The sequence below is a fragment of the Pseudomonas fluorescens genome (assembly GCF_040448305.1).
Taxonomy (GTDB): Bacteria; Pseudomonadota; Gammaproteobacteria; order Pseudomonadales; family Pseudomonadaceae; genus Aquipseudomonas; species Aquipseudomonas fluorescens_BH.
This window is the reverse complement of sequence record NZ_CP148752.1, coordinates 1100705-1126913: the sequence shown is the minus strand read 5'-3', so window position 1 is coordinate 1126913 and position 26209 is coordinate 1100705. Positions and strand designations below refer to the sequence as shown.

General features: G+C 60.1%; 22 protein-coding genes. 12 read left to right on the top strand and 10 right to left on the bottom strand.

What is annotated here, in order from left to right; genetic code table 11:
- Positions 1-151: 151 nt before the first annotated feature.
- Both pobA and WHX55_RS05040 read left to right on the top strand, forming a co-directional pair.
- Positions 152-1345 (top strand): 4-hydroxybenzoate 3-monooxygenase, encoded by a 1194-nt coding sequence (gene pobA, locus WHX55_RS05045; RefSeq protein ID WP_150754831.1) that lies wholly within the window; start codon positions 152-154, stop codon positions 1343-1345.
- A 78-nt stretch (positions 1346-1423) separates the two neighbouring features.
- Positions 1424-2941 carry an MDR family MFS transporter gene (locus tag WHX55_RS05040; RefSeq protein ID WP_150754832.1) on the top strand — a complete coding sequence of 506 codons (1518 nt, stop codon included), beginning with the start codon at positions 1424-1426 and terminating at the stop codon, positions 2939-2941.
- 133 nt (positions 2942-3074) lie between these two features.
- Here WHX55_RS05040 and WHX55_RS05035 read toward each other — a convergent pair whose 3' ends face one another.
- The 4 genes from WHX55_RS05035 to WHX55_RS05020 all read right to left on the bottom strand — a co-directional run bounded on the left by WHX55_RS05035 (position 3075) and on the right by WHX55_RS05020 (position 6942).
- On the bottom strand, positions 3075-3923 hold the full coding sequence (locus WHX55_RS05035) for a cache domain-containing protein (RefSeq protein ID WP_150754833.1): 849 nt from the start codon (positions 3921-3923) through the stop codon (positions 3075-3077).
- An 88-nt stretch (positions 3924-4011) separates the two neighbouring features.
- Complete coding sequence (locus tag WHX55_RS05030; RefSeq protein ID WP_150754834.1) at positions 4012-4884, bottom strand: ATPase; 873 nt, start codon at positions 4882-4884, stop codon at positions 4012-4014.
- 117 nt (positions 4885-5001) lie between these two features.
- The gene (locus tag WHX55_RS05025) at positions 5002-5994 is read right to left on the bottom strand and encodes an NAD(P)-dependent oxidoreductase (protein ID WP_150754835.1); all 993 of its coding nucleotides are present in this window, start codon (positions 5992-5994) and stop codon (positions 5002-5004) included.
- Between the two features lie 54 nt (positions 5995-6048).
- Positions 6049-6942 (bottom strand): LysR family transcriptional regulator ArgP, encoded by an 894-nt coding sequence (locus WHX55_RS05020; RefSeq protein ID WP_150754836.1) that lies wholly within the window; start codon positions 6940-6942, stop codon positions 6049-6051.
- Between the two features lie 96 nt (positions 6943-7038).
- Between WHX55_RS05020 and WHX55_RS05015 the strand changes: the two genes are divergently transcribed.
- The 3 genes from WHX55_RS05015 to WHX55_RS05005 all read left to right on the top strand — a co-directional run bounded on the left by WHX55_RS05015 (position 7039) and on the right by WHX55_RS05005 (position 8810).
- Positions 7039-7440, top strand: a complete 402-nt coding sequence (locus WHX55_RS05015) for an ACT domain-containing protein (RefSeq protein WP_150754837.1) — start codon at positions 7039-7041, stop codon at positions 7438-7440.
- Positions 7441-7446: 6 nt separating this feature from the next.
- Positions 7447-8049, top strand: coding sequence for a LysE/ArgO family amino acid transporter (locus tag WHX55_RS05010; RefSeq protein ID WP_353742160.1), 603 nt, complete (start codon positions 7447-7449; stop codon positions 8047-8049).
- 164 nt (positions 8050-8213) lie between these two features.
- A complete protein-coding gene (locus tag WHX55_RS05005; protein ID WP_008022038.1) occupies positions 8214-8810 on the top strand; it encodes a Fe-Mn family superoxide dismutase in 597 nt (198 codons plus the stop codon).
- Positions 8811-8991: 181 nt separating this feature from the next.
- On the opposite strand, the gene WHX55_RS05000 is transcribed toward WHX55_RS05005, so the two are convergent.
- Entirely contained in the window at positions 8992-9261 is a 270-nt protein-coding gene (locus WHX55_RS05000; protein WP_224789051.1) for a DUF6124 family protein, read from the bottom strand.
- Between the two features lie 943 nt (positions 9262-10204).
- On the opposite strand from WHX55_RS05000, the gene WHX55_RS04995 reads away from it, so the two are divergent.
- The 7 genes from WHX55_RS04995 to WHX55_RS04965 all read left to right on the top strand — a co-directional run bounded on the left by WHX55_RS04995 (position 10205) and on the right by WHX55_RS04965 (position 22147).
- On the top strand, positions 10205-12256 hold the full coding sequence (locus WHX55_RS04995; protein ID WP_353742159.1) for an EAL domain-containing protein: 2052 nt from the start codon (positions 10205-10207) through the stop codon (positions 12254-12256).
- Between the two features lie 223 nt (positions 12257-12479).
- Complete coding sequence (locus tag WHX55_RS04990; protein ID WP_353742158.1) at positions 12480-13829, top strand: imelysin family protein; 1350 nt, start codon at positions 12480-12482, stop codon at positions 13827-13829.
- Between the two features lie 281 nt (positions 13830-14110).
- Complete coding sequence (locus tag WHX55_RS04985) at positions 14111-15538, top strand: di-heme oxidoredictase family protein (protein ID WP_353742157.1); 1428 nt, start codon at positions 14111-14113, stop codon at positions 15536-15538.
- 27 nt (positions 15539-15565) lie between these two features.
- Positions 15566-16630 (top strand): imelysin family protein, encoded by a 1065-nt coding sequence (locus WHX55_RS04980; protein WP_150754842.1) that lies wholly within the window; start codon positions 15566-15568, stop codon positions 16628-16630.
- Between the two features lie 14 nt (positions 16631-16644).
- The gene (locus WHX55_RS04975; protein WP_150754843.1) at positions 16645-17745 is read left to right on the top strand and encodes a DUF1513 domain-containing protein; all 1101 of its coding nucleotides are present in this window, start codon (positions 16645-16647) and stop codon (positions 17743-17745) included.
- 201 nt (positions 17746-17946) lie between these two features.
- On the top strand, positions 17947-19095 hold the full coding sequence (locus tag WHX55_RS04970) for an efflux RND transporter periplasmic adaptor subunit (protein WP_150728311.1): 1149 nt from the start codon (positions 17947-17949) through the stop codon (positions 19093-19095).
- Between the two features lie 13 nt (positions 19096-19108).
- A complete protein-coding gene (locus tag WHX55_RS04965; RefSeq protein ID WP_150754844.1) occupies positions 19109-22147 on the top strand; it encodes a multidrug efflux RND transporter permease subunit in 3039 nt (1012 codons plus the stop codon).
- 172 nt (positions 22148-22319) lie between these two features.
- Here the strand turns inward: WHX55_RS04965 and WHX55_RS04960 are convergent, their stop codons facing one another.
- From WHX55_RS04960 to colR, 5 genes are all read right to left on the bottom strand, one after another.
- The gene (locus WHX55_RS04960; protein WP_015096670.1) at positions 22320-22547 is read right to left on the bottom strand and encodes a hypothetical protein; all 228 of its coding nucleotides are present in this window, start codon (positions 22545-22547) and stop codon (positions 22320-22322) included.
- A gap of 2 nt (positions 22548-22549) precedes the next feature.
- Entirely contained in the window at positions 22550-23263 is a 714-nt protein-coding gene (locus WHX55_RS04955) for a lipopolysaccharide kinase InaA family protein (RefSeq protein WP_353742156.1), read from the bottom strand.
- Positions 23264-23267: 4 nt separating this feature from the next.
- On the bottom strand, positions 23268-23936 hold the full coding sequence (locus WHX55_RS04950; RefSeq protein ID WP_353743021.1) for a class I SAM-dependent methyltransferase: 669 nt from the start codon (positions 23934-23936) through the stop codon (positions 23268-23270).
- Positions 23937-24090: 154 nt separating this feature from the next.
- Positions 24091-25365 carry a HAMP domain-containing sensor histidine kinase gene (locus WHX55_RS04945; RefSeq protein WP_150728308.1) on the bottom strand — a complete coding sequence of 425 codons (1275 nt, stop codon included), beginning with the start codon at positions 25363-25365 and terminating at the stop codon, positions 24091-24093.
- Positions 25355-26038: a two-component system response regulator ColR gene (gene colR, locus WHX55_RS04940; RefSeq protein ID WP_007985839.1), complete on the bottom strand. Its 684-nt coding sequence runs from the start codon at positions 26036-26038 to the stop codon at positions 25355-25357. The genes WHX55_RS04945 and colR overlap by 11 nt, the downstream gene beginning before the upstream one ends.
- Positions 26039-26209: the final 171 nt, after the last annotated feature.

Sequence of the window (26209 nt, the reverse complement as noted above, 5' to 3'; positions counted from 1 at the left end):
GGGCGATAATCGCACCGATTGGCAGAATGTACAGCTATCGGCTCAGTTTTCACCTTCAATTGACAGACCCGCAAGGGAAAAATGCAAGCACTCGATCCATAAAAATCATTCACCGGCCCTGGTCGCGTGAAGCTTGCGAGTCATAAGAACAATGAAAACGCTGAAAACCCAAGTCGCCATCATTGGCGCCGGCCCTTCTGGCTTGTTGCTCGGCCAATTGCTGCACAATGCCGGAATCGACACCCTCATTCTCGAACGTCAGACCCCGGACTATGTACTCGGTCGAATCCGCGCCGGCGTGCTTGAACAAGGCATGGTAGAGCTGTTGCGTCAGGCTGGCGTGAGTCAGCGCATGGACGCCGAGGGACTGGTGCATGGCGGCTTCGAACTGGCCCTCGACGGACGCCAGGTACACATCGATCTGCACGCCCTGACGGGTGGCAAGACCGTGATGATCTACGGCCAGACCGAAGTCACCCGCGACCTGATGGCCGCTCGTCGGGAGGCTGGCGCGCAGACGATTTATCAAGCCGACAACGTCGTTCCCCACGGCATGAAAACCGACGAAGCGTTTGTCACTTTTGAGAAGGACGGCGAGCTGTATCGTCTCGATTGCAACTACATCGCCGGTTGCGACGGCTTCCATGGAGTGGCGCGGCAATCGATTCCCGCCGACAGCCTGAAAGTATTCGAACGGATCTATCCGTTCGGCTGGCTCGGGATCCTGGCCGATACCCCGCCGGTCCACGAAGAGCTGGTCTACGCCCGCCATGAGCGCGGTTTTGCCCTGTGCAGCATGCGCTCGCCGACACGCACCCGTTATTACCTGCAAGTACCCACCAGCGATCATGTGGATAACTGGTCGGATCAACGCTTCTGGGACGAACTCAAGTCGCGACTGCCACAACAGTTGGCGGACAAACTGGTAACGGGTCCATCCATCGAAAAAAGCATCGCGCCACTGCGCAGCTTCGTCGTCGAACCGATGCAATACGGGCGCATGTTCCTGGTCGGCGATGCCGCGCACATTGTCCCGCCCACTGGCGCCAAGGGCCTGAACCTGGCGGCCAGTGACGTCAGTACGCTGTTCAATATCCTGCTCAAGGTTTACCGCGAAGATCGCCTTGATCTGCTGGAGAAATATTCGGAAATCTGCCTGCGTCGGGTGTGGAAGGCCGAGCGGTTTTCCTGGTGGATGACCTCGATGCTGCACCGTTTCGACGACCACGATGCGTTCAGCCAGCGCATTGCCGAATCGGAGCTGGAGTATTTTGTCGGCTCCGAAGCGGGTCGAAAAACCATTGCAGAAAACTATGTCGGGCTTCCTTATGAGGCTATCGAATAGCTTCCTACCGACTTACACTGGCGAGCATCCCCGCTCGCCTTGCCACTTGCGGGTCAATCACTGCCCGCAGGTTTTCCCGTGACCAATCTCCACCAGCCTGAAACGCCTAAACCAGCGATCCGCAGCGTGCTGATCGCCCTGATGCTGGCGATCTTTCTCGGGGCGCTGGACCAGACCATCGTCGCCGTTTCGATGCCGGCCATTTCCGCGCAATTCAAGGACGTCAGCCTGCTGGCCTGGGTGATTTCCGGCTACATGGTGGCCATGACCGTGGCGGTGCCAATCTACGGCAAACTGGGCGACCTGTACGGGCGGCGCAAGCTGATGCTGTTTGGCATGGGCCTGTTCACCCTGGCGTCGGTGTTCTGCGGCATGGCCCAGAGCATGGAGCAACTGGTGCTGGCGCGGATCCTCCAGGGCATCGGCGCCGGCGGAATGATCTCGGTGAGCCAGGCGATCATCGGTGACATCGTGCCGCCACGGGAGCGCGGTCGTTACCAGGGCTATTTCAGCAGCATGTATGCCGTGGCCAGCGTGGCCGGCCCGGTGCTTGGCGGCTACATGACCGAATACCTGTCCTGGCGCTGGGTGTTCCTGATCAACCTGCCGCTGGGCCTGGGTGCCTGGCTGGTGGCCCATCGCACGCTGGTGGGCCTGCCGATTCCGCAACGCAAACCGATCATCGATTACCTGGGCACCGTGCTGATGATCATCGGGCTGACGGCGTTGTTACTGGGCATAACGCAGGTCGGTCAGGGCCATTCGTGGCGCAGTGCCGAAGTGTTGGCGCTGCTGGCTAGTGCAGTGCTGGTGCTGGGGCTGTTTGTCGTCCACGAGCGGCGGGCACGGGAGCCGTTGCTGCCCATGCATCTGTTCGCCAACCGCAACGCGATCCTGTGTTGGTGCACGATTTTCTTCACCAGTTTCCAGGCCATCTCGCTGATCGTATTGATGCCGCTGCGCTTTCAGAGCGTCACCGGCGCCGGTGCCGACAGCGCCGCCCTGCACCTGCTGCCGCTGGCCATGGGTTTGCCGATCGGCGCGTATTTCGCCGGCCGCCGCACCTCGGTGACCGGGCGCTACAAACCGATGATCCTTGCCGGTGCAGCGCTGATGCCTGTCTCGATTATCGGCATGGCATTCAGCCCGCCGCAGGCGTTCGTCTTGAGCAGTCTGTTCATGCTTCTCTGCGGGATTGCCTCCGGCATGCAGTTCCCGACGTCATTGGTCGGCACGCAGAACTCGGTGGAGCAGCGAGACATCGGCGTGGCCACCAGCACCACCAATCTGTTCCGTTCGCTGGGTGGTGCCGTGGGTGTGGCGTTGATGTCGGCGCTGCTGTTGGCGTTGTTGCAGGATTCGAGTTTCGCGCACCTGGCCAGTTCGTCACTGATTGCCGAAGGCAGTTCGGGGAATGTGTTGCTGGACGGGTTGAATGCCGCGCCGGGTGATGCGCAGAACGCCTTGCGTGCCGAATTGTTGCTGACGTTCCGGCATCTGCTGACGGTCAGCGCCGCCGTTTCACTGCTGGGGCTGGCGGCGGCGATTGCCATGCCGAACATGTTGTTGCGCGGGCGCGAGGACAAGGTTCGCTAGATAGACCGAGTCGCCCGCCTTCGCGAGCAGGCTCGCTCCCACAGGTTCTCTGGCGTACACAAACTCTGCAATCACTGGAGATCCAATGTGGGAGCGAGCCTGCTCGCGATAGCGGTCTCACAGCCACTACCATTCAAGGGCTGTAATACCCGACCGCCACCAGAAAATGCCCGACCTTCTTCAGGTAGGCATGTTTGTTCTCGACCTTGCCGGTCACCGGGTTTTTCCAGCGATATTCGTATTCGCCATCATCCTGCTGGGCCATCAATGCCAGAATCGGCTCGCCCACCGGTTTGCCTTCCGGGTCCAGGATCTTGCTGAAGTCGGTATTGATCAGCCGCAGGTTGGTGCCGTGGGCCACGTAACGCTGGGTGTCCAGGTCGACGACAAATACGTACAGGTCATCCTGCAGGTAGCCGCCCTTGAGGGAATTGATCGCCGTCAGGGTGCCCTTTTCGTCTTTGGCCAGATCGGTTGCCGCTTTATTCAGCAAGGCCATGGCCTGTTCGGCGGAGGCCCGTGGCAGGTAATAACCGACCGCCAGAATCCGCTGGCCGATGCGCTGGTAGTAGACATGCTTGCGCTCGACCTTGCCGTCGCTCCAGTTCTGCCAGCGATATTCCGCCTGCTGAATGCCATTGCCTTCCGGCACTTTCAGGGCGTCCTTGAAGGTTTTCTGCAAATCCGGCCCGAGCACTTGCGACACGTCCCGGTCAATCAGCGCCGACGACGGCCCGCCGCTGGCAAGCATCACGCCCTTGGTGTCGAGCACAAAGACATATCGGTCCTTGTCGACAAACTCACCCTGGCGGCTGAACGCAGCAAAGGCCTTGTCGCCATTCTCGTGGTAGTAAGCCAGGGCTTTTTCCAGCAGAGCGATGGCCGCCTTGCTGTCGTCCTTTTCCGTCCCGGCGGCTTGCACCTGGCCCAGGTACAGCAAAAACATGCCGCACAGCAAGGCGAACCTATGCAGTAACCCCATTGCGCATCCCTCGTTCCCGGTGGTGTTTCAAGAGCGTAGACGGCAATGGGATTTGTATGGATCCTTCTGATGTTCCTGTAGCGGTCAATTACTGCCGCGCGCGCAGTTGCTGTTGAAGGTTCTGGATCTGCGCCTGAAGGGTATTGATGTTGCGGGTGACCTGACTGCGGAAGGCATCGAACTCGGCAGTGTTGGTCGAACCCTGCGCGGCGGCCGGGCGATTGTCCTGTTCGCTTTTGAGCACAATCATGTCTTGCTCAAGACGTTCGATGGCAGCGCTCGGGTTGCCTTGCTTTTTCAGCGAGACAATATCGGCGCCCAGGCTTTTCAGCTGTGCATCGAGTTTTTCAGCGTCGGACGGGGCACTTTTCAGGGCGGCCAATTCAGCGCTCAAGGCTTTGACCTGGGCCTGCAACTGCGTATTGGCCGTCTGATGTTCGGTGTCCTGGGCAGTCAACTGCACCAGACGCTTGTCCAGTTCGCTGGTTTGCGCGGTCATCTGTGCCAGTCGCTTGTCCAGGTCCGAGGCCTGGCCGGCAACACCTTGCTGTTGGGCGCTCTGGTCCTGGAGCTTGCTTTCCAGCTGGCGGATTTGCAGTTTCAAGGCCTCGCTGTCAGTGGTGACGTTGGTCTGGCTGGCAACAACCTTTCCGGAAATATCCTGCAAGCGCCCTGCCGCTTCCTCACTGATCCGCGCGAAGCTTTCCTGGGTCGCCACCAGTTGCTGTTCCATCAGGGAGATCTGCTGGAAGCTCCACCAGGCCAGGCCCGCGAACGCAAAGATCAGCGCCCCGACCAACGCCCACAGGGGGCCGGTGCTCGCCGCCTTGACCTTCACCACCGGCGCCGTGCGCGAATGCACGACCGTGCGGGCAGTGGGCGGAAAATCGTCGTCGAGAACGTCTGCACGCAAGCTCGGTACATCGTCGAAGTCGTCGTTGGCATCGTTACGCATGGACATTGAATCAACCTTAGTGAAACAAATGATGGCTTTATGCCGCGCAGTATAAACCCCACAGCCGTAACCATTGACCCTGAAGTCCCGTATCCGGTTCAGTAAGGGGTCGTTGTCCTGACATCATCGAATAGCCTGAGCCTTCCACCAGCCACAGAATTCATCGAGGGCCGTCCAGAGGCTGACCTTGGGATCGTAATCCAGATAATGCCGGGCGCGGCTGATGTCCAGGGTGAAATTTTTGTTCATGACCTGCATGCCCAGACGCGACAGCGTCGGTTCGGGACGCCCCGGCCACAACTTGCACACCCCTTCGTTGAGCGCCGCCACACTGTAGGCCAGGCCGTAGGAACGGTAGCGGGTTACCTGTGGGACTTCCATGTTGCGCATGACGTAATTGACTACGTCCCACAGGGGAATCGGCGTGCCGTTGCTGATGTTGTAAGCCTTGCCCAGCGCAGAACCGCTGGCGAGCAAACTGCTGAGCAACGCTTCGTTGAGGTTTTGCACGCTGGTGAAATCAACTTTGTTCAGACCGTTGCCGATGATTGCCAGGCGCCCCTTGCGCTGCATGTTCAACAGGCGCGGGAAGATGCTCATGTCGCCGGCCCCGGTGACGAAACGCGGGCGCAGGGCCAGGGTTTCGAGGCCGAACTCCTGGGCGCCGAAGACTTTTTGTTCGGCCAGGTACTTGGTAGCGGCGAAAGGGTGCTTGAAGCGCTTGGGCACCTGTTCTTCGGTCAGACCCAGGTGATCGCGACCATCGAAGTAGATCGACGGCGACGACAAATGCACCAGCCGCCGAACCCGTTGCTTCAGGCAGGCTTCGACCACGTTCTCGGTGACCTGGACGTTGCCCTGATGGAAGTCCTGATAACGTCCCCACAAACCGACTGCGCCGGCGCAATGCACCACGGTCTCGACGTCCGAACACAGCTCGCGCGCCAGTTCCGGGTCGCTCAAGTCGCCCGGGATGAACTCGGCTCCGCGGCGTACCAGATGCTCCACACTCTCGGCCCGGCGACCGTTGACCCGCACGTCCAGGCCCTGCTCCAGGGCAAAACGCGCAAAGCGCCCGCCGATGAAGCCGCTTGCGCCGGTAACCAGAATCTTCATGAATTGCTCCGAATATTTCGTTTTGCGTATTACGTGAGGTCTTGACGCTGCGCGTCAGTCCAAGGGCACCAGCCATTGCTTCGATGCGCTGACCAATTGATCGGTGAGCAGCCCCAGCAACTGACCGCCATTACGCCAATGATGCCAGTACAGCGGCACATCGATCGGCTTATCTGGCAGCAGCTCCTGCAATACGCCCCTTTGCAGTTGCTCGCGTACCTGCAGTTCCGGGACCAGCCCCCAGCCCAGCCCGGCTTCCGTCAGACGAATGAAACCTTCGGAGGACGGGCACAAATGGTGTTCGAAACCGCCCTCGACGCCCAGGGACGCAAGGTAGCGATGCTGCAGGAAGTCGTCCGGACCAAACACCAGCGCCGGGGTCCGGGACAACTGATCGGCGCGTACGCCCTGCGGAAAATGCCGGGCAATAAAGGCGGGGCTGGCCAGCGCACGGTAACGCATGGCCCCCAGCAACACGCTGCGCGCACCCGCCACAGGGCGCTCGCTGGCGCAGACGCAGGCCGCCACTTCACCGGCGCGCATGCGCTTGAGGCCGACGGTCTGGTCTTCGACCACCAGATCCATCAGCAGATGCTGTTCCGCGCAAAACTCGCCCACCGCCTGCGCCCACCAGGTGGCCAGGCTGTCCGCGTTCAGGGCGATCCGCAGGCGTTCCGGCAGGCCCTCTTCATCCAGCGCCGGCACCAGGCTTTGCAGATCCCGTTCAAGCAATCGCACCTGCTGCACATGGTTGAGCAACCGCCGACCGATTTCCGTCGGCGTTGGCGGCGTGGCCCGCACCAGCACCGGTTGGCCAACCCGCGCTTCCAGCAGCTTGATGCGCTGGGAGATCGCCGATTGCGACAAGCCCAGCACCTGGGCCGCCCGTTCAAAACCGGCCTGTTCGACCACGGCGGCCAGGGCAGAAAGCAATTTATAGTCGAACATCAGTTTTCCTAATGAGCGATCAGCAAGATTGGTTTTTCTTATACAGCCTTCACAAGGACAATGACCAGCATGAACTCTTGAACAAGGATCACCCACATGGCTGGCGAAACTTCATTGGCAACGCTGCTGCGCAGCATGAGCCCGCAGCTCAACGCTGGCGAATACGTGTTCTGCACTTTGCGCGACGGCAAGTTGCCTACGGATCTGGAAATTGTCGGCAGCTTTCGCGAGCAGGAAGGCCTGACCGTGATTCTCGAACGTTCCCGTGCCGTAAAGGCCGGGTTCAGCTTCGACTACATCGCCGCCTGGATCACCTTGAACGTACATTCAGCCCTCGAAGCGGTCGGCCTGACCGCCGCATTCGCCACGGCGCTTGGCCAGGCAGGAATCAGCTGCAACGTGATTGCCGGCTACTACCACGACCATCTGTTTGTCGGCCAGGCCGACGCCGACCGTGCCCTGCAAGTGCTGCGGGATCTGGCAGCCAACGCGGAGTAAAAAATCATGTGGCAAAGTTATGTGAACGGCCTGTTGGTGGCCTTCGGCCTGATCATGGCGATCGGCACCCAGAATGCGTTTGTCCTGGCGCAAAGCCTGCGGCGTGAACATCACCTGCCGGTGGCGGCGCTCTGCGTGGCCTGCGACGCCCTGTTGGTGGCTGCCGGGGTATTTGGCCTGGCGACGGTGCTGGCGCAGAACCCGACGCTGCTGGCCATTGCCCGCTGGGGCGGCGCAGCGTTCCTGTTGTGGTACGGCAGCCAGGCACTGCGCCGGGCCTTTTCGAAGCAGAGCCTTGAGCAGGGCGAAAACCAGACCGTACGCTCGCTGCGGGCAGTCATGCTCAGCGCGCTGGCGGTGACCTTGCTCAATCCGCACGTCTATCTGGACACCGTTTTGCTGATCGGCTCCCTGGGCGCTCAACAAACCGAGCCCGGCGCTTATGTAGTCGGCGCGGCCAGTGCCTCGCTGTTGTGGTTTTTCACCTTGGCCCTTGGTGCGGCATGGCTGGCACCGTGGCTCGCCCGCCCGAGCACCTGGCGAATTCTCGATCTGTTGGTGGCGGTGATGATGTTTGCCGTAGCGCTGCAACTGATCGCGGCCAGCTGATTGGCGGAACCTCTATTCCACACAGTTGTTGCGTGGTTATGCCGCCCCCCCGGTGCTATGATCCGACTCCCTGCGCCGCAAAGAGTACAAACTCCCCGGCGCTTGTCTGGCCGCCCGTGATCGGCCTTGCGCTCACCGCAACTGACCTGATTAGGAGAATCATCATGGCTTTCGAATTGCCGCCACTGCCGTACGCACACGATGCCCTGCAGCCGCACATCTCCAAGGAAACCCTGGAGTTCCACCACGACAAGCACCACAACACCTACGTCGTGAACCTGAACAACTTGGTGCCAGGCACCGAGTTCGAAGGCAAGACCCTGGAAGAAATCGTCAAGACTTCCTCGGGCGGTATCTTCAACAACGCCGCTCAGGTCTGGAACCACACTTTCTACTGGAACTGCCTGGCGCCAAACGCCGGCGGTCAACCAACCGGCGCTCTGGCTGAAGCCATCAACGCGGCTTTCGGTTCGTTCGACAAGTTCAAGGAAGAGTTCAGCAAGACGTCCATCGGCACCTTCGGTTCCGGTTGGGGCTGGCTGGTGAAAAAGGCTGACGGTTCCCTGGCCCTGGCCAGCACCATCGGCGCCGGCAACCCGCTGACCAACGGCGACACCCCGCTGCTGACCTGCGACGTCTGGGAGCACGCTTACTACATCGACTACCGCAACCTGCGTCCGAAGTATGTCGAAGCGTTCTGGAACCTGGTCAACTGGAAGTTCGTGGCTGAGCAGTTCGAAGGCAAAACCTTCACCGCTTAAGCTCGACGCCAGTCAAAAAAACCCGGCTTTTTAGCCGGGTTTTTTTATGGAAGAAGTATGAGCAAAGGAACGGTGGTGATTGTCCCGCCGTCTTCGCGAGCAGGCTCGCTCCCACAGGTCACCACCGAGCCAGTGGGAGCGAGCCTGCTTGCGAAGAACGATAACGCGTTCAGCCTGCCAACTACTGTGGATCGACGTTATCCAACGCACGATTCACCGCCAGCTCCGCCAGCATGATGATCTGCGCAATGGCCAACGCCGTATTGCGCTGAGGGCCGGTCAGGAAGGTGGCGAAATCACTCGCCATGACGTTGGCCGAAGCCAATGACTCACAAGCGTGGGCCAGCAGGGATTCGGTATCCATATCCGGGACGATCATGAACATGGTGTTGGGGGTGTAGGGTTTGGCTGTATTTAAGGGCGGATCGGGGATTAATTTATCCACTGAAATATTCCTATGCGGTGGGTGCCACCCATTGCCGTTCTCACACGGCAAAGAGGTGGCAGCTATGTGCGAGGTGAGAAACCGGTCATAGGCACCCGGCCAGACAAAAGTCTGCCCGCACACAGCCGCCATAACGCATTTACAGACAGCGGATAAGCTGGCGGCAATTATGCGGATACTGGCACTGGATGACTATGACTCGCCGGGTTCTCACACCCGATCGCTGAGTTTTCAGCGACCCTCAGAGGCTATTGAGTCCGCTTCCGACGGGCAACCTGAAAACTGCGTGGGAAACTTCTGGCGGTTTCCTACACCGCGTCAACCCGCAAAAACGTAACGCGGAGTTTCTCTGGCAGCGTTCCCACGCGGGAGCGTGGGAACAATCAGCTTAGAGACGTGGGAGATTGGTCGGCTGTCAGGCCGCCATCGCAGGCAAGCCAGCTCCCACAGGGATCGGGGACATCTGCAAGAAATTGGTCGGCTGTCAGGCCTGGTTCTTCATGCGTACGCATTTCCCCGTAGGAGCTGTCGAGTGCAACGAGGCTGCGATCTTTTGGCTTTATTACTGAATTACTGACAAACAAGATCAAAAGATCGCAGCCTTCGGCAGCTCCTACGGAGTAATACATCCGCGAAATCAGGTCGGCTATCAGGCCGCCTGAGCGAGCAACCCAGGACAATTTCCCATGATGAAACAAGTCTTGCCCCCCTTGCCCCAACGCCGCGGACGACTAACATCAAACAAAAGGAAAATATCTCCACCCCGCCCCTCAAGTTGAAGGACTCGACAACCGACACAGTGCTAATAGGCTAACTCGTCAAGACAACTGCAAATCGGCCAAGCTGAAGGCAAAATCCCCCAAGGGTGATAGTCCCTTTGACTGCCATCACGGGATTGCCAATACTCATGGCAACTTGATGCTACCCGCACGGAACAAGGAATAACCCTTTGAAGCTGGAACTCAAGAACAGCTTGTCGGTGAAGTTACTCCGGGTCGTGCTCCTGTCGGCATTGATCGTCGGCGTGGTCTTGAGCTGCGCGCAGATTGTGTTCGATGCCTATAAAACACGCCAGGCCGTCGCCAGCGATGCCGAACGCATCCTCGACATGTTTCGCGACCCCTCGACCCAGGCCGTCTATAGCCTGGACCGGGAAATGGGCATGCAGGTGATCGAGGGCCTGTTTCAGGACGCCGCCGTGCGCAAGGCCTCCATCGGCCATCCCAACGAAGCCATGCTCGCGCAAAAATCCCGAGAGTTGCAGCACTCCAACAGTCGCTGGCTGACCGACCTGATTCTTGGCAAGGAACGCACCTTCACCACCCAGCTGGTCGGTCGCGGGCCCTACAGCGAGTATTACGGCGACCTGAGCATCACCCTCGATACCGCCACCTACGGCCAAGAGTTCATTGTCAGCTCGGTGATCATCTTCATTTCCGGCGTACTGCGCGCGCTCGCCATGGGGCTGGTGTTGTATCTGGTCTACCACTGGCTGCTGACCAAGCCGCTGTCGCGGATCATCGAGCACCTCACGGAAATCAATCCGGATCGCCCCAGCGAACACAAGATTCCGCTGCTCAAGGGGCACGAGAATAACGAACTGGGCATCTGGATCAACACCGCCAACCAGTTGCTCGAATCCATCGAACGCAATACCCATCTGCGCCACGAAGCGGAAAACAGCCTGGTGCGCATGTCCCAGTACGATTTCCTGACGGGGCTGCCGAACCGCCAGCAATTGCAGCAGCAACTGGACAAGATCCTCATCGATGCCGGCAAATTGCAGCGCCGGGTCGCCGTGTTGTGTGTCGGCCTGGATGACTTCAAGGGCATCAACGAGCAGTTCAGCTATCAGACCGGCGACCAGTTGTTGCTGGCCTTGGCCGATCGCCTGCGCGGTCATAGCGGGCGCCTGGGCGCCCTCGCCCGCCTAGGTGGCGACCAGTTCGCCCTGGTCCAGGCCGACATCGAACAGCCCTACGAAGCCGCCGAGCTGGCGCAAAGCATTCTCGATGATCTGGAAGCGGCGTTTGCCCTTGACCATCAGGAGATCCGCCTGCGCGCCACCATCGGCATCACCCTGTTTCCCGAGGACGGCAACAGCACCGAAAAGTTGCTGCAAAAGGCCGAGCAGACCATGACGCTGGCCAAGACCCGTTCGCGCAACCGCTATCAGTTCTATATCGCCAGCGTCGACACCGAAATGCGCCGCCGCCGCGAGCTGGAAAAAGACCTGCGCGATGCGTTGATCCGCAATCAGTTCTACCTCGTCTACCAGCCGCAGATCAGCTATCGCGACAACCGTGTGGTGGGTGTCGAAGCCCTGATTCGCTGGCAACACCCCGAGCACGGTATGGTGCCGCCAGACCTGTTCATCCCCCTGGCCGAACAGAACGGCACCATCATTGCCATCGGCGAATGGGTGCTGGACCAGGCCTGCAAACAACTGCGCGAGTGGCATGACCAGGGCTTCTCCGACCTGCGCATGGCGGTGAACCTGTCTACGGTTCAACTGCACCACGCCGAACTGCCACGGGTGGTCAACAACCTGCTGCAGATGTATCGCCTGCCGCCGCGCAGCCTGGAACTGGAAGTCACCGAAACCGGCCTGATGGAAGACATCAGCACCGCGGCCCAGCACTTGCTCAGCCTGCGCCGCTCCGGCGCGCTGATCGCCATCGACGACTTCGGAACCGGCTATTCGTCCTTGAGTTATCTCAAGAGCCTGCCGCTGGACAAGATCAAGATCGACAAGAGCTTCGTTCAGGACCTGCTCGATGACGACGACGATGCGACCATCGTTCGCGCCATCATCCAGCTGGGCAAGAGCCTGGGCATGCAGGTGATTGCCGAGGGCGTGGAAACCGCCGAGCAAGAGGCCTACATCATTTCCGAAGGCTGCCACGAAGGTCAGGGCTATCACTACAGCAAGCCGTTGCCGGCACGGGAACTGGGCCTATACCTGAAGCAAGCCCAACGCAGCAACGCCGCTATTTTGTAAATCCCTGTAGGAGCGAGCCTGCTCGCGATGAACCTGAGAGCAATACGCTCATTCAGAATGAACGCGTCATCGTTCACGTCCATCGCGAGCAGGCTCGCTCCCACAGTGAATAAGAAATATTTACAGGTACAACCCTTTACACATAATGCGAAAGATTTGCATTATGTCGCAGTTTTGCGTGCGCATAGCACGACACCACCCCTAACGAAGCAGGATGTTCGCCATGATTCGTATGCCTCTGGCTACCGCCAGTCTGTTGGCCATCGCTATTTCCCTCGCCGGTTGTGGCGAAGGTAAAGACCAGGAAAAAGCTGCCGCGCCAGCTGCCAGCACTGCCGCTGCCCCGGCTGCTCCAGCCGCTGCGCCTGCCGCTGCCGGTAAAGTCGACGAAGCCGCCGCCAAAGCCGTTGTCGCCCATTACGCCGACATCGTTTTCGCCGTTTACAGCGATGCCGAATCCACCGCGAAGACCCTGCAAACCGCCGTAGACGCCTTCCTCGCCAAGCCGAACGCCGACACCCTGAAAGCCGCCAAGGCTGCCTGGGTTGCCGCTCGCGTGCCTTACCTGCAGAGCGAAGTGTTCCGCTTCGGTAACACCATCGTTGACGACTGGGAAGGTCAGCTGAACGCCTGGCCGCTGGACGAAGGCCTGATCGACTACGTCGACAAATCCTACGAACACGCCCTGGGCAACCCGGGCGCCACTGCCAACATCATCGCCAACACTAAAGTGCAGATCGGCGAAGACAAGGTCGATGTCAAAGACATCACCCCGGAAAAACTCGCCAGCCTGAACGAGCTGGGCGGTTCCGAGGCCAACGTCGCCACCGGCTACCACGCCATCGAATTCCTGCTCTGGGGCCAGGACCTGAACGGCACCGGCCCTGGCGCCGGCAACCGTCCGGCTTCGGACTACCTGGAAGGCAAAGGCGCTACCGGCGGCCACAACGATCGTCGTCGTGCCTACCTGAAGTCCGTGACTCAGCTGCTGGTCAGCGACCTGGAAGAAATGGTCGGCAACTGGAAGCCGAACGTGGCCGACAACTACCGCGCCACCCTGGAAGCGGAACCGGCTGAAACCGGCCTGCGCAAAATGCTGTTCGGCATGGGCAGCCTGTCCCTCGGCGAACTGGCGGGCGAGCGCATGAAGGTTTCCCTGGAAGCCAACTCCCCGGAAGACGAACAGGATTGCTTCAGCGACAACACCCACAACTCGCACTTCTACGATGCCAAGGGCATTCGTAACGTGTACCTGGGCGAATACACCCGTGTTGATGGCACCAAAATGACCGGCGCCAGCCTGTCGTCCCTGGTGGCCAAAGCCGACCCGGCTGCCGACACCGCGCTCAAAGACGACCTGGCCGCCACTGAAGCCAAGCTTCAGGTCATGGTCGACCATGCCAACAAGGGTGAGCACTACGACCAATTGATCGCTGCCGGCAACACCGCGGGCAATCAGATCGTCCGTGACGCCATCGCTTCCCTGGTCAAGCAGACCGGTTCGATCGAAGCCGCCGCTGGCAAACTGGGCATCAACGACCTGAACCCGGACAACGCTGATCACGAATTCTGATCAATGCTGGCTGAGTGAGTAATAAGGCGACCTTCGGGTCGCCTTTTTTGTCGGCCATAACACAAACAACTGTAGGAGCGAGCCTGCTCGCGATGGGGCCATGTCAGTCGACATCAGTTTTGGATGACACATTGCAATCGCGAGCAGGCTCGCTCCTACAGGGGATTATGGGCAAGCCAAATTACCTGTCCCACATCAAGCAAACGATAATTCCTCTTATTCAAATTCCCATCCCCTGTTAGACTTTGCGCCCTTGTTTTGCTCGTCTTGCAGGATGTCTGATGCCCTCGCTGCCTCTTCGCTTGTCCGCACTGTTTCTGGCCCTGGGCCTGAGTGCCTGCGATGACGCCCCGAAATTCACCCAGGCCGAGCCTGGTGAAGCCCGCTCCGGCGGCAGTGCGACGGTGCGCAAGACCGATCAGAACGCGTTTTCCATGCCCTCGGCGAACCTGCCGCCGTCACGGCGCGTGGATTTCAGTGTCGGCAACAGTTTCATCCGCAGCCCTTGGGTGATCGCCCCGTCGACGACGACCGCTCGCGATGGCCTCGGTCCACTGTTCAACACCAATGCCTGCCAGGGCTGCCACATCAAGGACGGCCGCGGCCATCCGCCGACTCCCGACGATGTGAACGCCGTGTCGATGCTGGTACGACTGTCGATTCCCGACGCCCCGGTGTATGCCAAGGTCATCGAACAGCTCGGTGTAGTGCCGGAGCCCGTCTACGGCGGTCAGTTCCAGGACATGGCCGTACCCGGCGTGGCCCCCGAAGGCAAAGTGCGGGTCGATTACACCGCCGTGCCGGTTCGCTTCAAGGACGGCACCGAAGTCGAGTTGCGCAAACCGAGCCTGAACATCACCCAGCTGGGCTACGGCCCGATGCACCCCGACACCCGTTTCTCGGCCCGCGTGGCGCCGCCGATGATTGGCCTGGGCTTGCTCGAAGCGATCCCCGACGAAGCAATCCTGGCCAACGCCGAGGCACAGGCCAAGGCGAACAACGGCATCAGCGGACGCCCGAACCGGGTCTGGGATGACGCCCAACAGAAGACCGTTCTGGGACGATTTGGCTGGAAAGCCGGACAACCGAATCTCAATCAACAGAATGTCCACGCGTTTTCGGGTGATATGGGACTCACGACCAGCCTAAGACCCGTTGATGACTGCACGGACGCGCAAACGGCTTGCAAACAGGCACCCAGTGGCAATGGCCCCAACGGCGAGCCGGAAGTCAGCGACAACATCCTGCGCCTGGTGCTGTTCTACAGCCGAAACCTCGCCGTACCGGCCCGTCGTGACGTCAGCGCACCTGAAGTGCTGGCCGGCAAGACCCTGTTTTATCAGGCCGGTTGCCAGTCCTGTCACACACCGAAATACACCACCGCCGCCAACGCCGCCGAACCTGAACTGGCCAATCAAGTGATTCGCCCGTACAGCGATCTGCTGTTGCATGACATGGGCGACGGCCTGGCCGACAACCGTACCGAGTTCCAGGCCAGCGGCCGCCAATGGCGTACCCCGCCGTTGTGGGGCATAGGCCTGACACAGGCGGTCAGCGGCCACACCCAGTTCCTGCACGACGGCCGCGCCCGCAACCTGCTCGAAGCCGTGCTCTGGCATGGCGGCGAGGCAAAAGCGGCGCAGCAACAGGTTTTGTCTTTCAATGCCGAGCAACGCGCTGCGTTGCTGGCGTTCCTGAATTCCCTTTAACACGCATTCCATTCGCGGGAGCCCGACATGTTCCGTCCCAAACTGTTGTTCACCAGCCTTGTCGCACTTGCCTTGGGCGCCTGCTCGCCCCAGGACCCGCAAGCGGTCACGTCGGCGGCCATTGCCAAGTCGGTGATCCTGCCGACCTACACCCGCTGGGTTGAAGCCGATCGTCAATTAGCGGTCAGCGCCCTCGCCTACTGCGAAGGCAAGGAAAACCTGGAAACTGCCCGTGCCGACTTCCTGCATGCGCAAAAAGCCTGGGCCGAGCTGCAACCATTGCTGATCGGGCCGCTGGCCGAAGGCAACCGTTCGTGGCAAGTGCAGTTCTGGCCGGACAAGAAAAACCTGGTCGGCCGTCAGGTCGAGCAACTGGTCACCGCCCAGCCGCAAATCGATGCCGCCGCCCTGGCCAAGTCCAGCGTTGTGGTACAGGGCCTCTCGGCCTACGAATACATTCTGTTCGACAGCAAGCCTGACGTGGCCAACGCTGAGCAGAAGAGCAAATACTGCCCGCTGCTGATCGCCATCGGCGAACGCCAGAAGCAATTGGCCGAAGAGATTCTGCAAACCTGGAACAACACCGACGGCATGCTCGCGCAAATGAGCAAATTCCCGAACCAGCGCTATGCGGACTCCCACGAAGCGATCGCCGATCTGCTACGCGTGCAAGTCACCGCCATCGACACCCTGAAGAAAAAACTCGGCACGCCAATGGGCCGCCAGAGCAAGGGCGTGCCGCAACCGTTCCAGGCCGATGCATGGCGCAGCCAGGCGTCCCTGACCAGCCTCGAAGCCAGCCTCGCGGCCGCCAGGACAGTCTGGGAAGGTGTGGATAACAAAGGCCTGCGCAGCCTGTTGCCGAGCGAGCAGAAGCCGTTGGCCGACAAGATCGATGCGGCCTATGCCGCCTCGCTGAAACTGTTTGCTGGCAACCAGCGCTCGCTGACCGACATGCTCAATGACGATGCCGGCCGCCAGCAACTCAACGAGCTGTATGACAGCCTCAACGTCGTCCATCGCCTGCACGAGGCTGATCTGGCCAAGGCACTGGGCATCCAGCTGGGCTTCAACGCCAACGACGGTGACTGATGAGGGCCAGTTCCATGCTGCGACGCCAGGTTCTGACATTAGGTAGTTTGCTGCTGGGTGCAGTGACGCTGGGCGGCTGGACGCTGTTCAAGCAAAAGGACAGGAGTCCGTTATTGCTTTCGGCGCGGGACGATACCGACGGCCAGCATTACGCCGTCGGTTATCGGCTCGATGGCACCCAGGTGTTCGCCACCCGGGTCGGCCAGCGTTGCCACGACATCGTCAACCACCCGACACTGCCGATTGCGCTGTTCGTCGCTCGCCGTCCGGGTACCGAGAGCTACCTGATCGACCTGCGCGACGGCGCGCTCCTGCAAACCGTGGTGTCACAGCCGAACCGGCACTTCTACGGACACGCGGTCATTCACCACAGCGGCGATTGGCTGTACGCCACCGAAAACGACACCACCGATCCGGGTCGCGGCCTGCTCGGCGTGTATAAGTTCGAAGGCGAACGGCTGGTGCACAGCGGTGAGATTTCCACCCACGGCCTCGGTCCGCACCAGGTGTCGTGGATGCCCGATGGCGAAACCCTGGTGGTGGCCAACGGCGGGATTCGCACCGAGGCCGAAAGCCGGGTGGAGATGAACCTCAACGCCATGGAACCGAGCCTGGTCCTGATGCACCGCGACGGCACCCTGCTGAGCAAGGAAACCCTCGCCCAACAGATGAACAGCGTGCGCCATCTGGCCATCGCCAGCGACGGCACCATCGTCGCCAGCCAGCAGTTCATGGGCGCGGCCCACGAGTCGTCGGAGTTGCTGGCGATCAAGCGACCCGGTCAGCCCTTCGTCGCGTTCCCGGTGCCCGAGCACCAGTTGCAGGCCATGGGGCACTACACCGCCAGCGTCGCGGTACACAGCGACCTGCGCCTGGTGGCGTTGACCGCACCGCGGGGCAACCGTTTTTTCATCTGGGACCTGGACAGCGGTGAAGTACGCCTGGACGCGCCACTGCCCGATTGCGCCGGGGTCGGCGCCGTGGCCGATGGTTTTGTCGTGACCTCGGGCCAGGGACGCTGCCGCTACTACGACTGCCGCCAGACAAACCTTGTTGCAAAACCGCTGGAGCTACCCGCAGGGCTCTGGGACAACCATCTGCATCTGATGGCCTGAATCATTGAAAAAGTCGCCGCTTTGGGCCGCGCCTGCATCGGGATGACGTACACCCCGCAGGCGCGACCCGAGGCGGCGAATCTTTTCAGGCTTTCACCTCTCTAATACCTCGCAACCTGTAAAAACAGCAGTTGGATTACCCTCTACACTCCCGGTAATGTGCCCCCACTGTCTCACCTGATTTTCTCCAAGGAACTGGATATGCTGCGTCGCCGCATGCTGATCATGTTGGGTGTTGTTCTACTGATTGTGCTGGTCCTGGCCGCGTACAAAGCCTTCTCGATCTACACGATGGTTCAAGGCTTCTCTGTGCCCAGACCGGCCGTCAGCGTTGCCGTGGCCACCGCCACCGAGCGCCCATGGCAAGCCCGCCTGCCTACCGTTGGCACGCTCAAGGCATTGCAGGGCGTGGACCTGAGCCTGGAGACCGATGGTACCGTCATCGATTTGCAGTTCGAGTCAGGGCAAAAGGTCAAGGCCGGTCAACCACTCCTGCGCCTCGACAGCGCCGTGGAAAGTGCCCTGCTGGAAACTGCTCAGGCCGACCTCGGGCTGGCACAGCTCGATTACGGTCGCGGCAGCCAACTGGTCGGCAGCCAGGCCATTTCCAAAGGCGAGTTCGACCGACTTTCGGCGGTGCTGAAAAAGAGCAAGGCCACGGTCAATCAACTCAAGGCTGCGCTCGGCAAAAAAAGCATCGTCGCGCCCTTCAGCGGCACCATCGGCATTCGTCAGGTGGACGTCGGCGACTATGTGGCCAGTGGCACCATGATCGCCACCCTGCAAGACCTCAGTAGCCTGTATGTCGACTTTTTCGTGCCCGAGCAGTCGGTGCCGAAGATTGCGCTCGGCCAGCCAGTGCGGGTCATTGTCGCGGCGTATCCGACCCGGGAGTACCCCGGCACCATCAGTGCAATCAACCCTAAAGTCGAGAACAGCACCCGTAACGTGCAGGTCCGCGCCACCCTCGCCAACCCCGATGGCAAGTTGATCCCAGGCATGTTCGCCAGCCTCCAGGTGCTCCTGCCCGACCCGCAGCCGCGCATCGTGGTGCCGGAAAGCGCTATTACCTACACGCTCTACGGCAACTCGGTGTATGTGGCCGTACCAAAGAAGGCCGAGGATGGCAGCCTGGTAAAGGACGACAAGGGCCAACCGGTGCTGATCGCCGAACGGCGTTTTGTCGAGACCGGCGAACGCCGCGATGGGCAAGTGATGATCACCAAAGGCGTGCAGAGCGGCGAGAAAGTGGTAACCGCCGGTCAGCTCAAACTGGATAACGGCTCACGCGTTGCCATCAGCGACGACAAGACCCTGGCCGGGCAGAACAGCCCGCCACGCGCGGACTGATCAAGGAATCCCCATGGCTTTTACCGACCCGTTCATCCGCCGTCCGGTTCTCGCTACGGTGGTCAGCCTGTTGATCGTGCTCCTGGGCTTCCAGGCCTGGAGCAAGCTGCCGCTGCGCCAGTACCCGCAAATGGAAAACGCCCTGATCACGGTGACGACCGCCTACCCCGGGGCCAACGCCGAGACCATCCAGGGCTATATCACCCAGCCGATGCAGCAAAGCCTGGCCAGCGCCGAGGGCATCGACTACATGACCTCGGTCAGTCGCCAGAACTTCTCGGTGATCTCGATCTACGCGCGCGTCGGCGCCAACAGCGACCGTCTGTTTACCGAACTGCTGGCCAAGGCCAACGAGGTCAAGAGCCAGCTGCCCCAGGACGCTGAAGACCCGGTGCTGAGCAAAGAATCTGCCGATGCGTCAGTGCTGATGTACATGAGCTTCTTCAGCAAGGAATTGAGCAACCCGCAGATTACCGATTACTTGTCGCGGGTGATCCAGCCGAAACTGGCGACCTTGCCCGGCATGGCCGAAGCCGAGATCCTCGGTAACCAGGTCTTTGCCATGCGCTTGTGGCTGGACCCGATGAAGCTGGCGGGTTTCGGCCTCAGTGCCAGCGATGTGACCAACGCGGTGCGCCAGTACAACTTCCTCTCTGCCGCCGGCGAGGTGAAGGGCGAATACGTGGTCACCAGCATCAACGCCAATACCGAACTCAAGTCCGCCGAAGCCTTCGGGGCGATTCCGCTCAAGGTCGATGGCGACAGCCGTGTGCTGCTGCGCGATGTGGCGCGTGTGGAAATGGGGGCGGAAAACTACGACACCATCAGCTCGTTCGGTGGCACCCCTTCGGTGTACATCGGCATCAAGGGGACGCCCGGCGCCAACCCGCTGGAAGTGATCAAGGAAGTGCGCAAGATCATGCCGGACCTGGAGGCCCAGCTACCGCCGAACCTGAAAGGTGAAATCGCCTACGACGCCACCCTGTTCATCCAGGCCTCGATCGACGAAGTGGTGAAAACCCTGTTCGAAGCGGTGCTGATCGTGATCGTGGTGGTGTTCCTGTTCCTTGGTGCCCTGCGCTCGGTGGTGATCCCGGTGGTGACCATCCCCCTGTCGATGATCGGCGTGATGTTCTTCATGCAGATGATGGGGTACTCGATCAACCTGCTCACCCTGCTGGCGATGGTATTGGCCATCGGCCTGGTGGTGGATGACGCCATCGTGGTGGTGGAAAACATTCACCGTCACATCGAGGAAGGCAAGACACCGCTCGAGGCTGCCATTGAGGGCGCACGGGAAATCGCCATGCCGGTGGTTTCGATGACCATCACCCTGGCGGCGGTGTACGCACCGATCGGTTTCCTGACCGGCCTGACCGGGGCGCTGTTCAAGGAGTTCGCCCTGACCCTGGCTGGCGCGGTGGTGATTTCCGGCATCGTTGCCCTGACCCTGTCGCCAATGATGTGCGCGTTTCTGCTGCGTCACGACGAGAATCCCAGTGGCCTGGCCCATCGCCTGGACATGATTTTCGAAAGCCTCAAGCGCCGCTACCAGAGCCTGCTTCATGGCACCCTCAACACCCGGCCGGTGGTGCTGGTGTTCGCCGTGATCGTGTTGTGCCTTATTCCGGTCCTTCTCAGTTTCACCAAATCGGAACTGGCGCCGGATGAGGACCAGGGCATCATTTTCATGATAGCCAACGCCCCGCAACCGACCAACCTCGACTACCTGAACACCTACACCGACGAGTTCGTCTCGATCTTCAAGGCGTTTCCCGAGTACTACTCGTCATTCCAGATCAACGGTTTCAACGGCGTGCAATCGGGCATCGGCGGTTTCCTGCTCAAGCCATGGGACGATCGCAGTCGCACGCAAATGGCGATCCTGCCCGAGGTGCAGGCCAAACTGGAAAAGATCCCGGGGCTGCAGATTTTCGGCTTCAACCTGCCGTCACTGCCGGGCACCGGCGAAGGCGTGCCGTTCCAGTTCGTCATCAACTCCGCCAACGATTACGAATTGCTGCTGCAGGTGGTCGACCGGGTAAAAAAACGTGCGAAGGAATCCGGCAAGTTCGCGTTTGTCCACGTTGACCTGGCCTTCGACAAGCCGGAAGTGGTGGTGGATATCGACCGCGCCAAAGCCGCGCAGATGGGGGTTTCCATGCAGGATCTGGGGGGAACCCTGGCGACCCTGCTGGGTGAAGGCGAGATCAACCGATTCACCATTGAAGGTCGCAGCTACAAGGTCATTGCCCAGGTCGAGCGGCCGTTCCGCGACAATCCGGACTGGCTGAACAATTACTACGTGAAAAACACCAAGGGCGAACTGTTGGCGTTGTCGACCCTGATCACCGTCACCGACCGCGCTCGACCGCGACAGCTGAACCAGTTCCAGCAACTCAACTCGGCCATCCTGTCCGGCGTGCCGCTGGTGAGCATGGGGGAAGCCATCGACCTCGTGCGCCAGATCGCCCGGGAAGAGGCACCCGCCGGCTTTGCCTTCGACTACGCAGGCGCATCGAGGCAGTACGTTCAGGAAGGCAGTGCCCTGTGGGTCACCTTTGCCCTGGCACTGGCGATCATTTTCCTTGTGCTGGCGGCCCAGTTCGAAAGCTTCCGCGACCCGCTGGTGATCCTGGTCACCGTGCCGTTGTCTATCTGCGGCGCATTGATTCCGCTGTTCCTGGGCTGGTCGAGCATGAACATCTATACCCAGGTTGGGCTGGTGACGTTGATCGGGCTGATCAGCAAGCACGGCATTCTGATCGTCGAGTTCGCCAACCAGCTACGCAAGGACAAGGGCCTGACAGCGCGGGAAGCGGTGGAGGAAGCGGCGGCCATCCGCTTGCGTCCGGTCTTGATGACCACCGCGGCAATGGTGTTCGGCATGGTGCCATTGATCATCGCCACCGGTGCTGGCGCGGTCAGCCGGTTCGACATCGGTACGGTCATCGCAACGGGCATGTCGATCGGGACGTTGTTCACCCTGTTTGTGTTGCCTTGCGTCTACACGCTTCTGGCTAAACCGGATAAACCTCAAGAACACCCATAACCTTGTGGGAGCGGGCTTGCTCGCGAATGCGGCTCAACATTCAACAAGGATGTTGCCTGACACACCGCTTTCGCGAGCAAGCCCGCTCCCACACAGGTCAGCGTTGAAACCTGGATCACGGAAAAAAAAAGGCCTCGCATCAGCGAGGCCTTTCATTTTGGCTTCAATCGGTTCAACTCTGCGGCCTCAATCCCTGAGAAAGACCGAACATGAACAACAATAAGTCATGATCGGGTCGGGTGGCCACGGATGCCTTTGCAACCCGTGGTAATGGACAATGTTCTTCTGCGCTTATCGAGCTGAGAACCTGGGGGCGTGGTTGCTCCCAGGTTGCCATCGCGATCGATGCAACTGCCAAGGCTCCTACCAGAAACAGACCTCGTGCAATTTCGAGTTTCATCGCTATAAAACCTTGATAGCGCTGCCAAACGCCGTCTCATAAAAATAGATGAGCTTTTTCCAGTCTGCGTCGCTGAACGACGAGTGGCGACGCAACTGCTTCAAGTCATGGACAGCTGCGCGATTGGCCGTCAAACGCTTTCGGCATTTCTCCAGATCGATCAGGGCCACTTCGACCTTGGCCGTCTCGCCCTCACCGGTCACGCGAACAAATACGTGCTTGTCGTAAAGGCAACCGTGCTGCCAGCGGCCCTTGTGCATGCGAGCCAGGTTTTCAGCCAGGTCCTTGAGCACTCGTTCGTTTATGGCTTCACCATGACGCTCGCGACCGCCGCCGGCGTACCAGCGATCGATTTCCTCGAAGCCGTCGAGTGACTTGGTGACCAGCAAGGCACGCCACTTATGTACAGGATCGCGCTGTGCGCCACAGAAAACGATTTGCGGAACCCGTACGCCAAGCTCGGTCACACCGATGAACGCAGCATGCTCGCGCATAACCGTAGGCCGCCCGAAAGGGTGCTGCAAGCTACGATGGATATGCCCGGTCTGGCGCTTGACGTAAAGCAGCTGACCATCACTGCCCATCAGGCGTTGAACGCCGCTTTCCCCGCCGCGACGGACGTTGGGTTCTTCCACCCATTCACCGCGCTGATTCCAAAAGTAATCGAAGCGGTCCTGGGGAGCGACTTCCGTTTCTGCTGCATACTGCACTGCCATCCTGTTACCTCTTGCGTAATACGTAAACTCGCCACATGGCATAGAGCGGTAAAAAGTCCAGTTGTTCCTGGATGCGGAAACCCGCCTGCTCAAATTCCTTCTCTACGGTAGCGGCCGGTAACACAAACCGGTTTTGGTAACCTTCCTGCCCACGGGTTTTCTCCGAACGCTTGCGTTTCCAGGCCTTGAAATTGCCATCGACCCACAGCGAAAGGATCACGCTGTCACGGCAAACGCGCTCGAATTCACGCAAAATAGCCATGCGATGCTCGGCTTCACCGATGTGGTGGAGCAAGCGCATGCAAAAAATGCTGTCGACGGCGTTGTCCGGCAAGGCGATGTCGAATGCAGACGTGTGCAAGGGTTGTACCCGTTTCACCACCTCGACAGGTTGCGCCTGGATTGCGATCTTCAGCATCGACTGCGAGTTATCGGCACCGATGATCACGCGGTTGGATTTTTCCGCCAACAAGGGCCAGAAACGCCCTGCACCGCACGGCAAATCAAGGACCAGACCAGGCTCGCCAACCAGAGCCAGCGCCTTGCGCGCCAGTTGTTCGTCACGCCAATGGGACAATCGACGGCCGAGACCTTCCTGGTGTTTGCGCAAATAGCGTTGTGCGTGTTGATCGTCGTACTTTTCGGAAAAATCGAGTTTGATCGGGCCGCCCATCATCAGGTCTCCTGAACTTCTGATAGCAACTACCTTAGGTTTCGTGGTGTCGGTGACTGGTCATCCATTTGTGAAAATATCGTTATGGGAAACCCGGAAGTATTACAGGGCTTTACGGAATTGACAGGTTTTGCTGGACGCCTGACTCAACAGATCAAGCTCGGGACAGCTCCACCTGAAAACGGCAGCCACTGGGTTCCATCGTAGTCAGGCTGACATTCCAGCCCTGGTTTTCACAGATCCGCTGCACCAGTGAAAGCCCCAGGCCCAAGCCTTCCCCGCGTTTTTCAGTGCCCCGAACGAAGGGTTCGAACATCGCCTCGCGTTTTTCCTCGGGAATGCCCACACCGCTGTCTTCGACCAGAAATCCCGTGCCCGTCAGGCTCAGGCGGATGAAGCCCCGTTCGGTGTAATGCACGGCGTTGCGCAGCAAGTTACCCATCACCGCGTGCAAGAGCGTGGCATTGTAGCCATTGGCCTCGGGGTTGCCCGGCTCGAAAATCAGCTTTAACCCTTTGCTTTCAATGGGCTCGCGCCACAGAGAGACCTGGCCCTCGGCTACCTGGCCCAGGGACTGCTGCGGCGACATGCTGGCGTTTTCGCGCTGGGCGCGGGCCAGCATCAGGAAGGTTTGCACCAGCTCACGCATTTCTTCACACGCCCGGGCGATGCGCTCGACCTGGGCGCGACCGCGCTGATCGAGACCGGGGTTTTCCAGCAACAACTCGCAGGAACTGGCCAGGATCATCAGGGGTGTACGCAATTCGTGACTGACGTCGCTGGTGAATAACCGCTCGCGGGTCAGGGCCTGACGCAAGCGCCCGAGGGTCGCGTCGAAGGCCACGGCCAGTTCGCCCACTTCGTCGGCGGCATAGTCCGGCGCCAAGGGGGGGGCCAAACCCAACAGCTGATCGCGATGGCGTACCTGGCGGGCCAGCCGCACCACCGGCGCCATGACCTTGCGTGCCAGCACCCAGCCGAGAAACACCGCCAGTGCCAGGCTCAGCACGAAACCCACCAGCACCACGGCAAACAGCACCCGCTCACGCTCTTCAAAGTCGCTCTGATCCTGCAACAGCACGTAACGTCGGCCGTCGACGATTTCGACCATGGCGTGGTACGACAGGTTTTCACGGAACACTTCGTGGAAACCCGGCTCCAGGTGCCGCAAATCCTTGGGCAACCTGAAATCGCCTGGCCCGTTGCTGAAGTAGAACAATTGGTCCGGTTCGGGGCGATGGCTCCAGTCCGTGACATTGTCCATCAGCAACAGACGCTGTAAATCGCCGCCCAGACCGGCCGAAATCAGTTTTTCCTCCACCAGGTGCACGGTCGCCACGATGCCCATGGCAAAGGCACCCGCCACCAGTGCGCTCATCAGCGCAAAGGCAATGATGATGCGTTGAGCAAGGCTCTGCTTAAACTCCATCACGGCCCTCGGCCAGGCGATACCCCACACCGTGCACGGTTTGCAGCAATGGCTTGGCGAACGGCTTGTCGATCACCTGGCGCAGTTGGTGGACATGGCTGCGCAGGCTGTCGCTGTCCGGGCAGTCATCACCCCAGAGCGCTTCTTCAAGAATTTCACGGCGCAACACATGAGGGCTTTTCTGCATTAGCACGGCCAGCAACTTCAGGCCGACCGGATTGAGTTTCAGCAACCGGCCTTCGCGAGTGACTTCCAGTGTGTCGAGGTCGTAGCTCAGGTCGCCGACCTGCAAGGTCCGCCGCCCGCCGCCCTGGGTTCGGCGCATGACCGCTTCGATACGCGCTGCCAGTTCCGACAGGGCGAACGGTTTGATCAGGTAGTCATCGGCGCCGGACTTGAAGCCTTGCAGACGATCATCCAGTTGATCGCGGGCCGTGAGCATGATCACCGGCGTTTCGCGACGGGCATCCTCGCGCAGGCGTTTGCACAGGGTGTAGCCATCGATGCCCGGCAGCATGATATCGAGCACGATCAAATCGTAGTGCTCGGTGGCCGCCAGATGCAGACCAGACAGACCATCCTGAGCGCAGTCCACGGTATAGCCTTTGAGCCCCAGGTAATCGGCCAGGTTGGCCAGGATATCGCGGTTGTCTTCAACCAATAGAATTCGCATGGGTATCTCTCCGTCCACAGTAACGGCCGTCGTGGCCCGCGCAGCTTAAGGCGAAGTCCAGCTCACGGCTAGGACTGAGTGAAGCGCAAAAGCGTGGAAATTGACCGGTTACAGCCTTAACGAGTTTTTCACCAGCGATTCACACGCTGGCGACAGAATCGGGTTCAAACT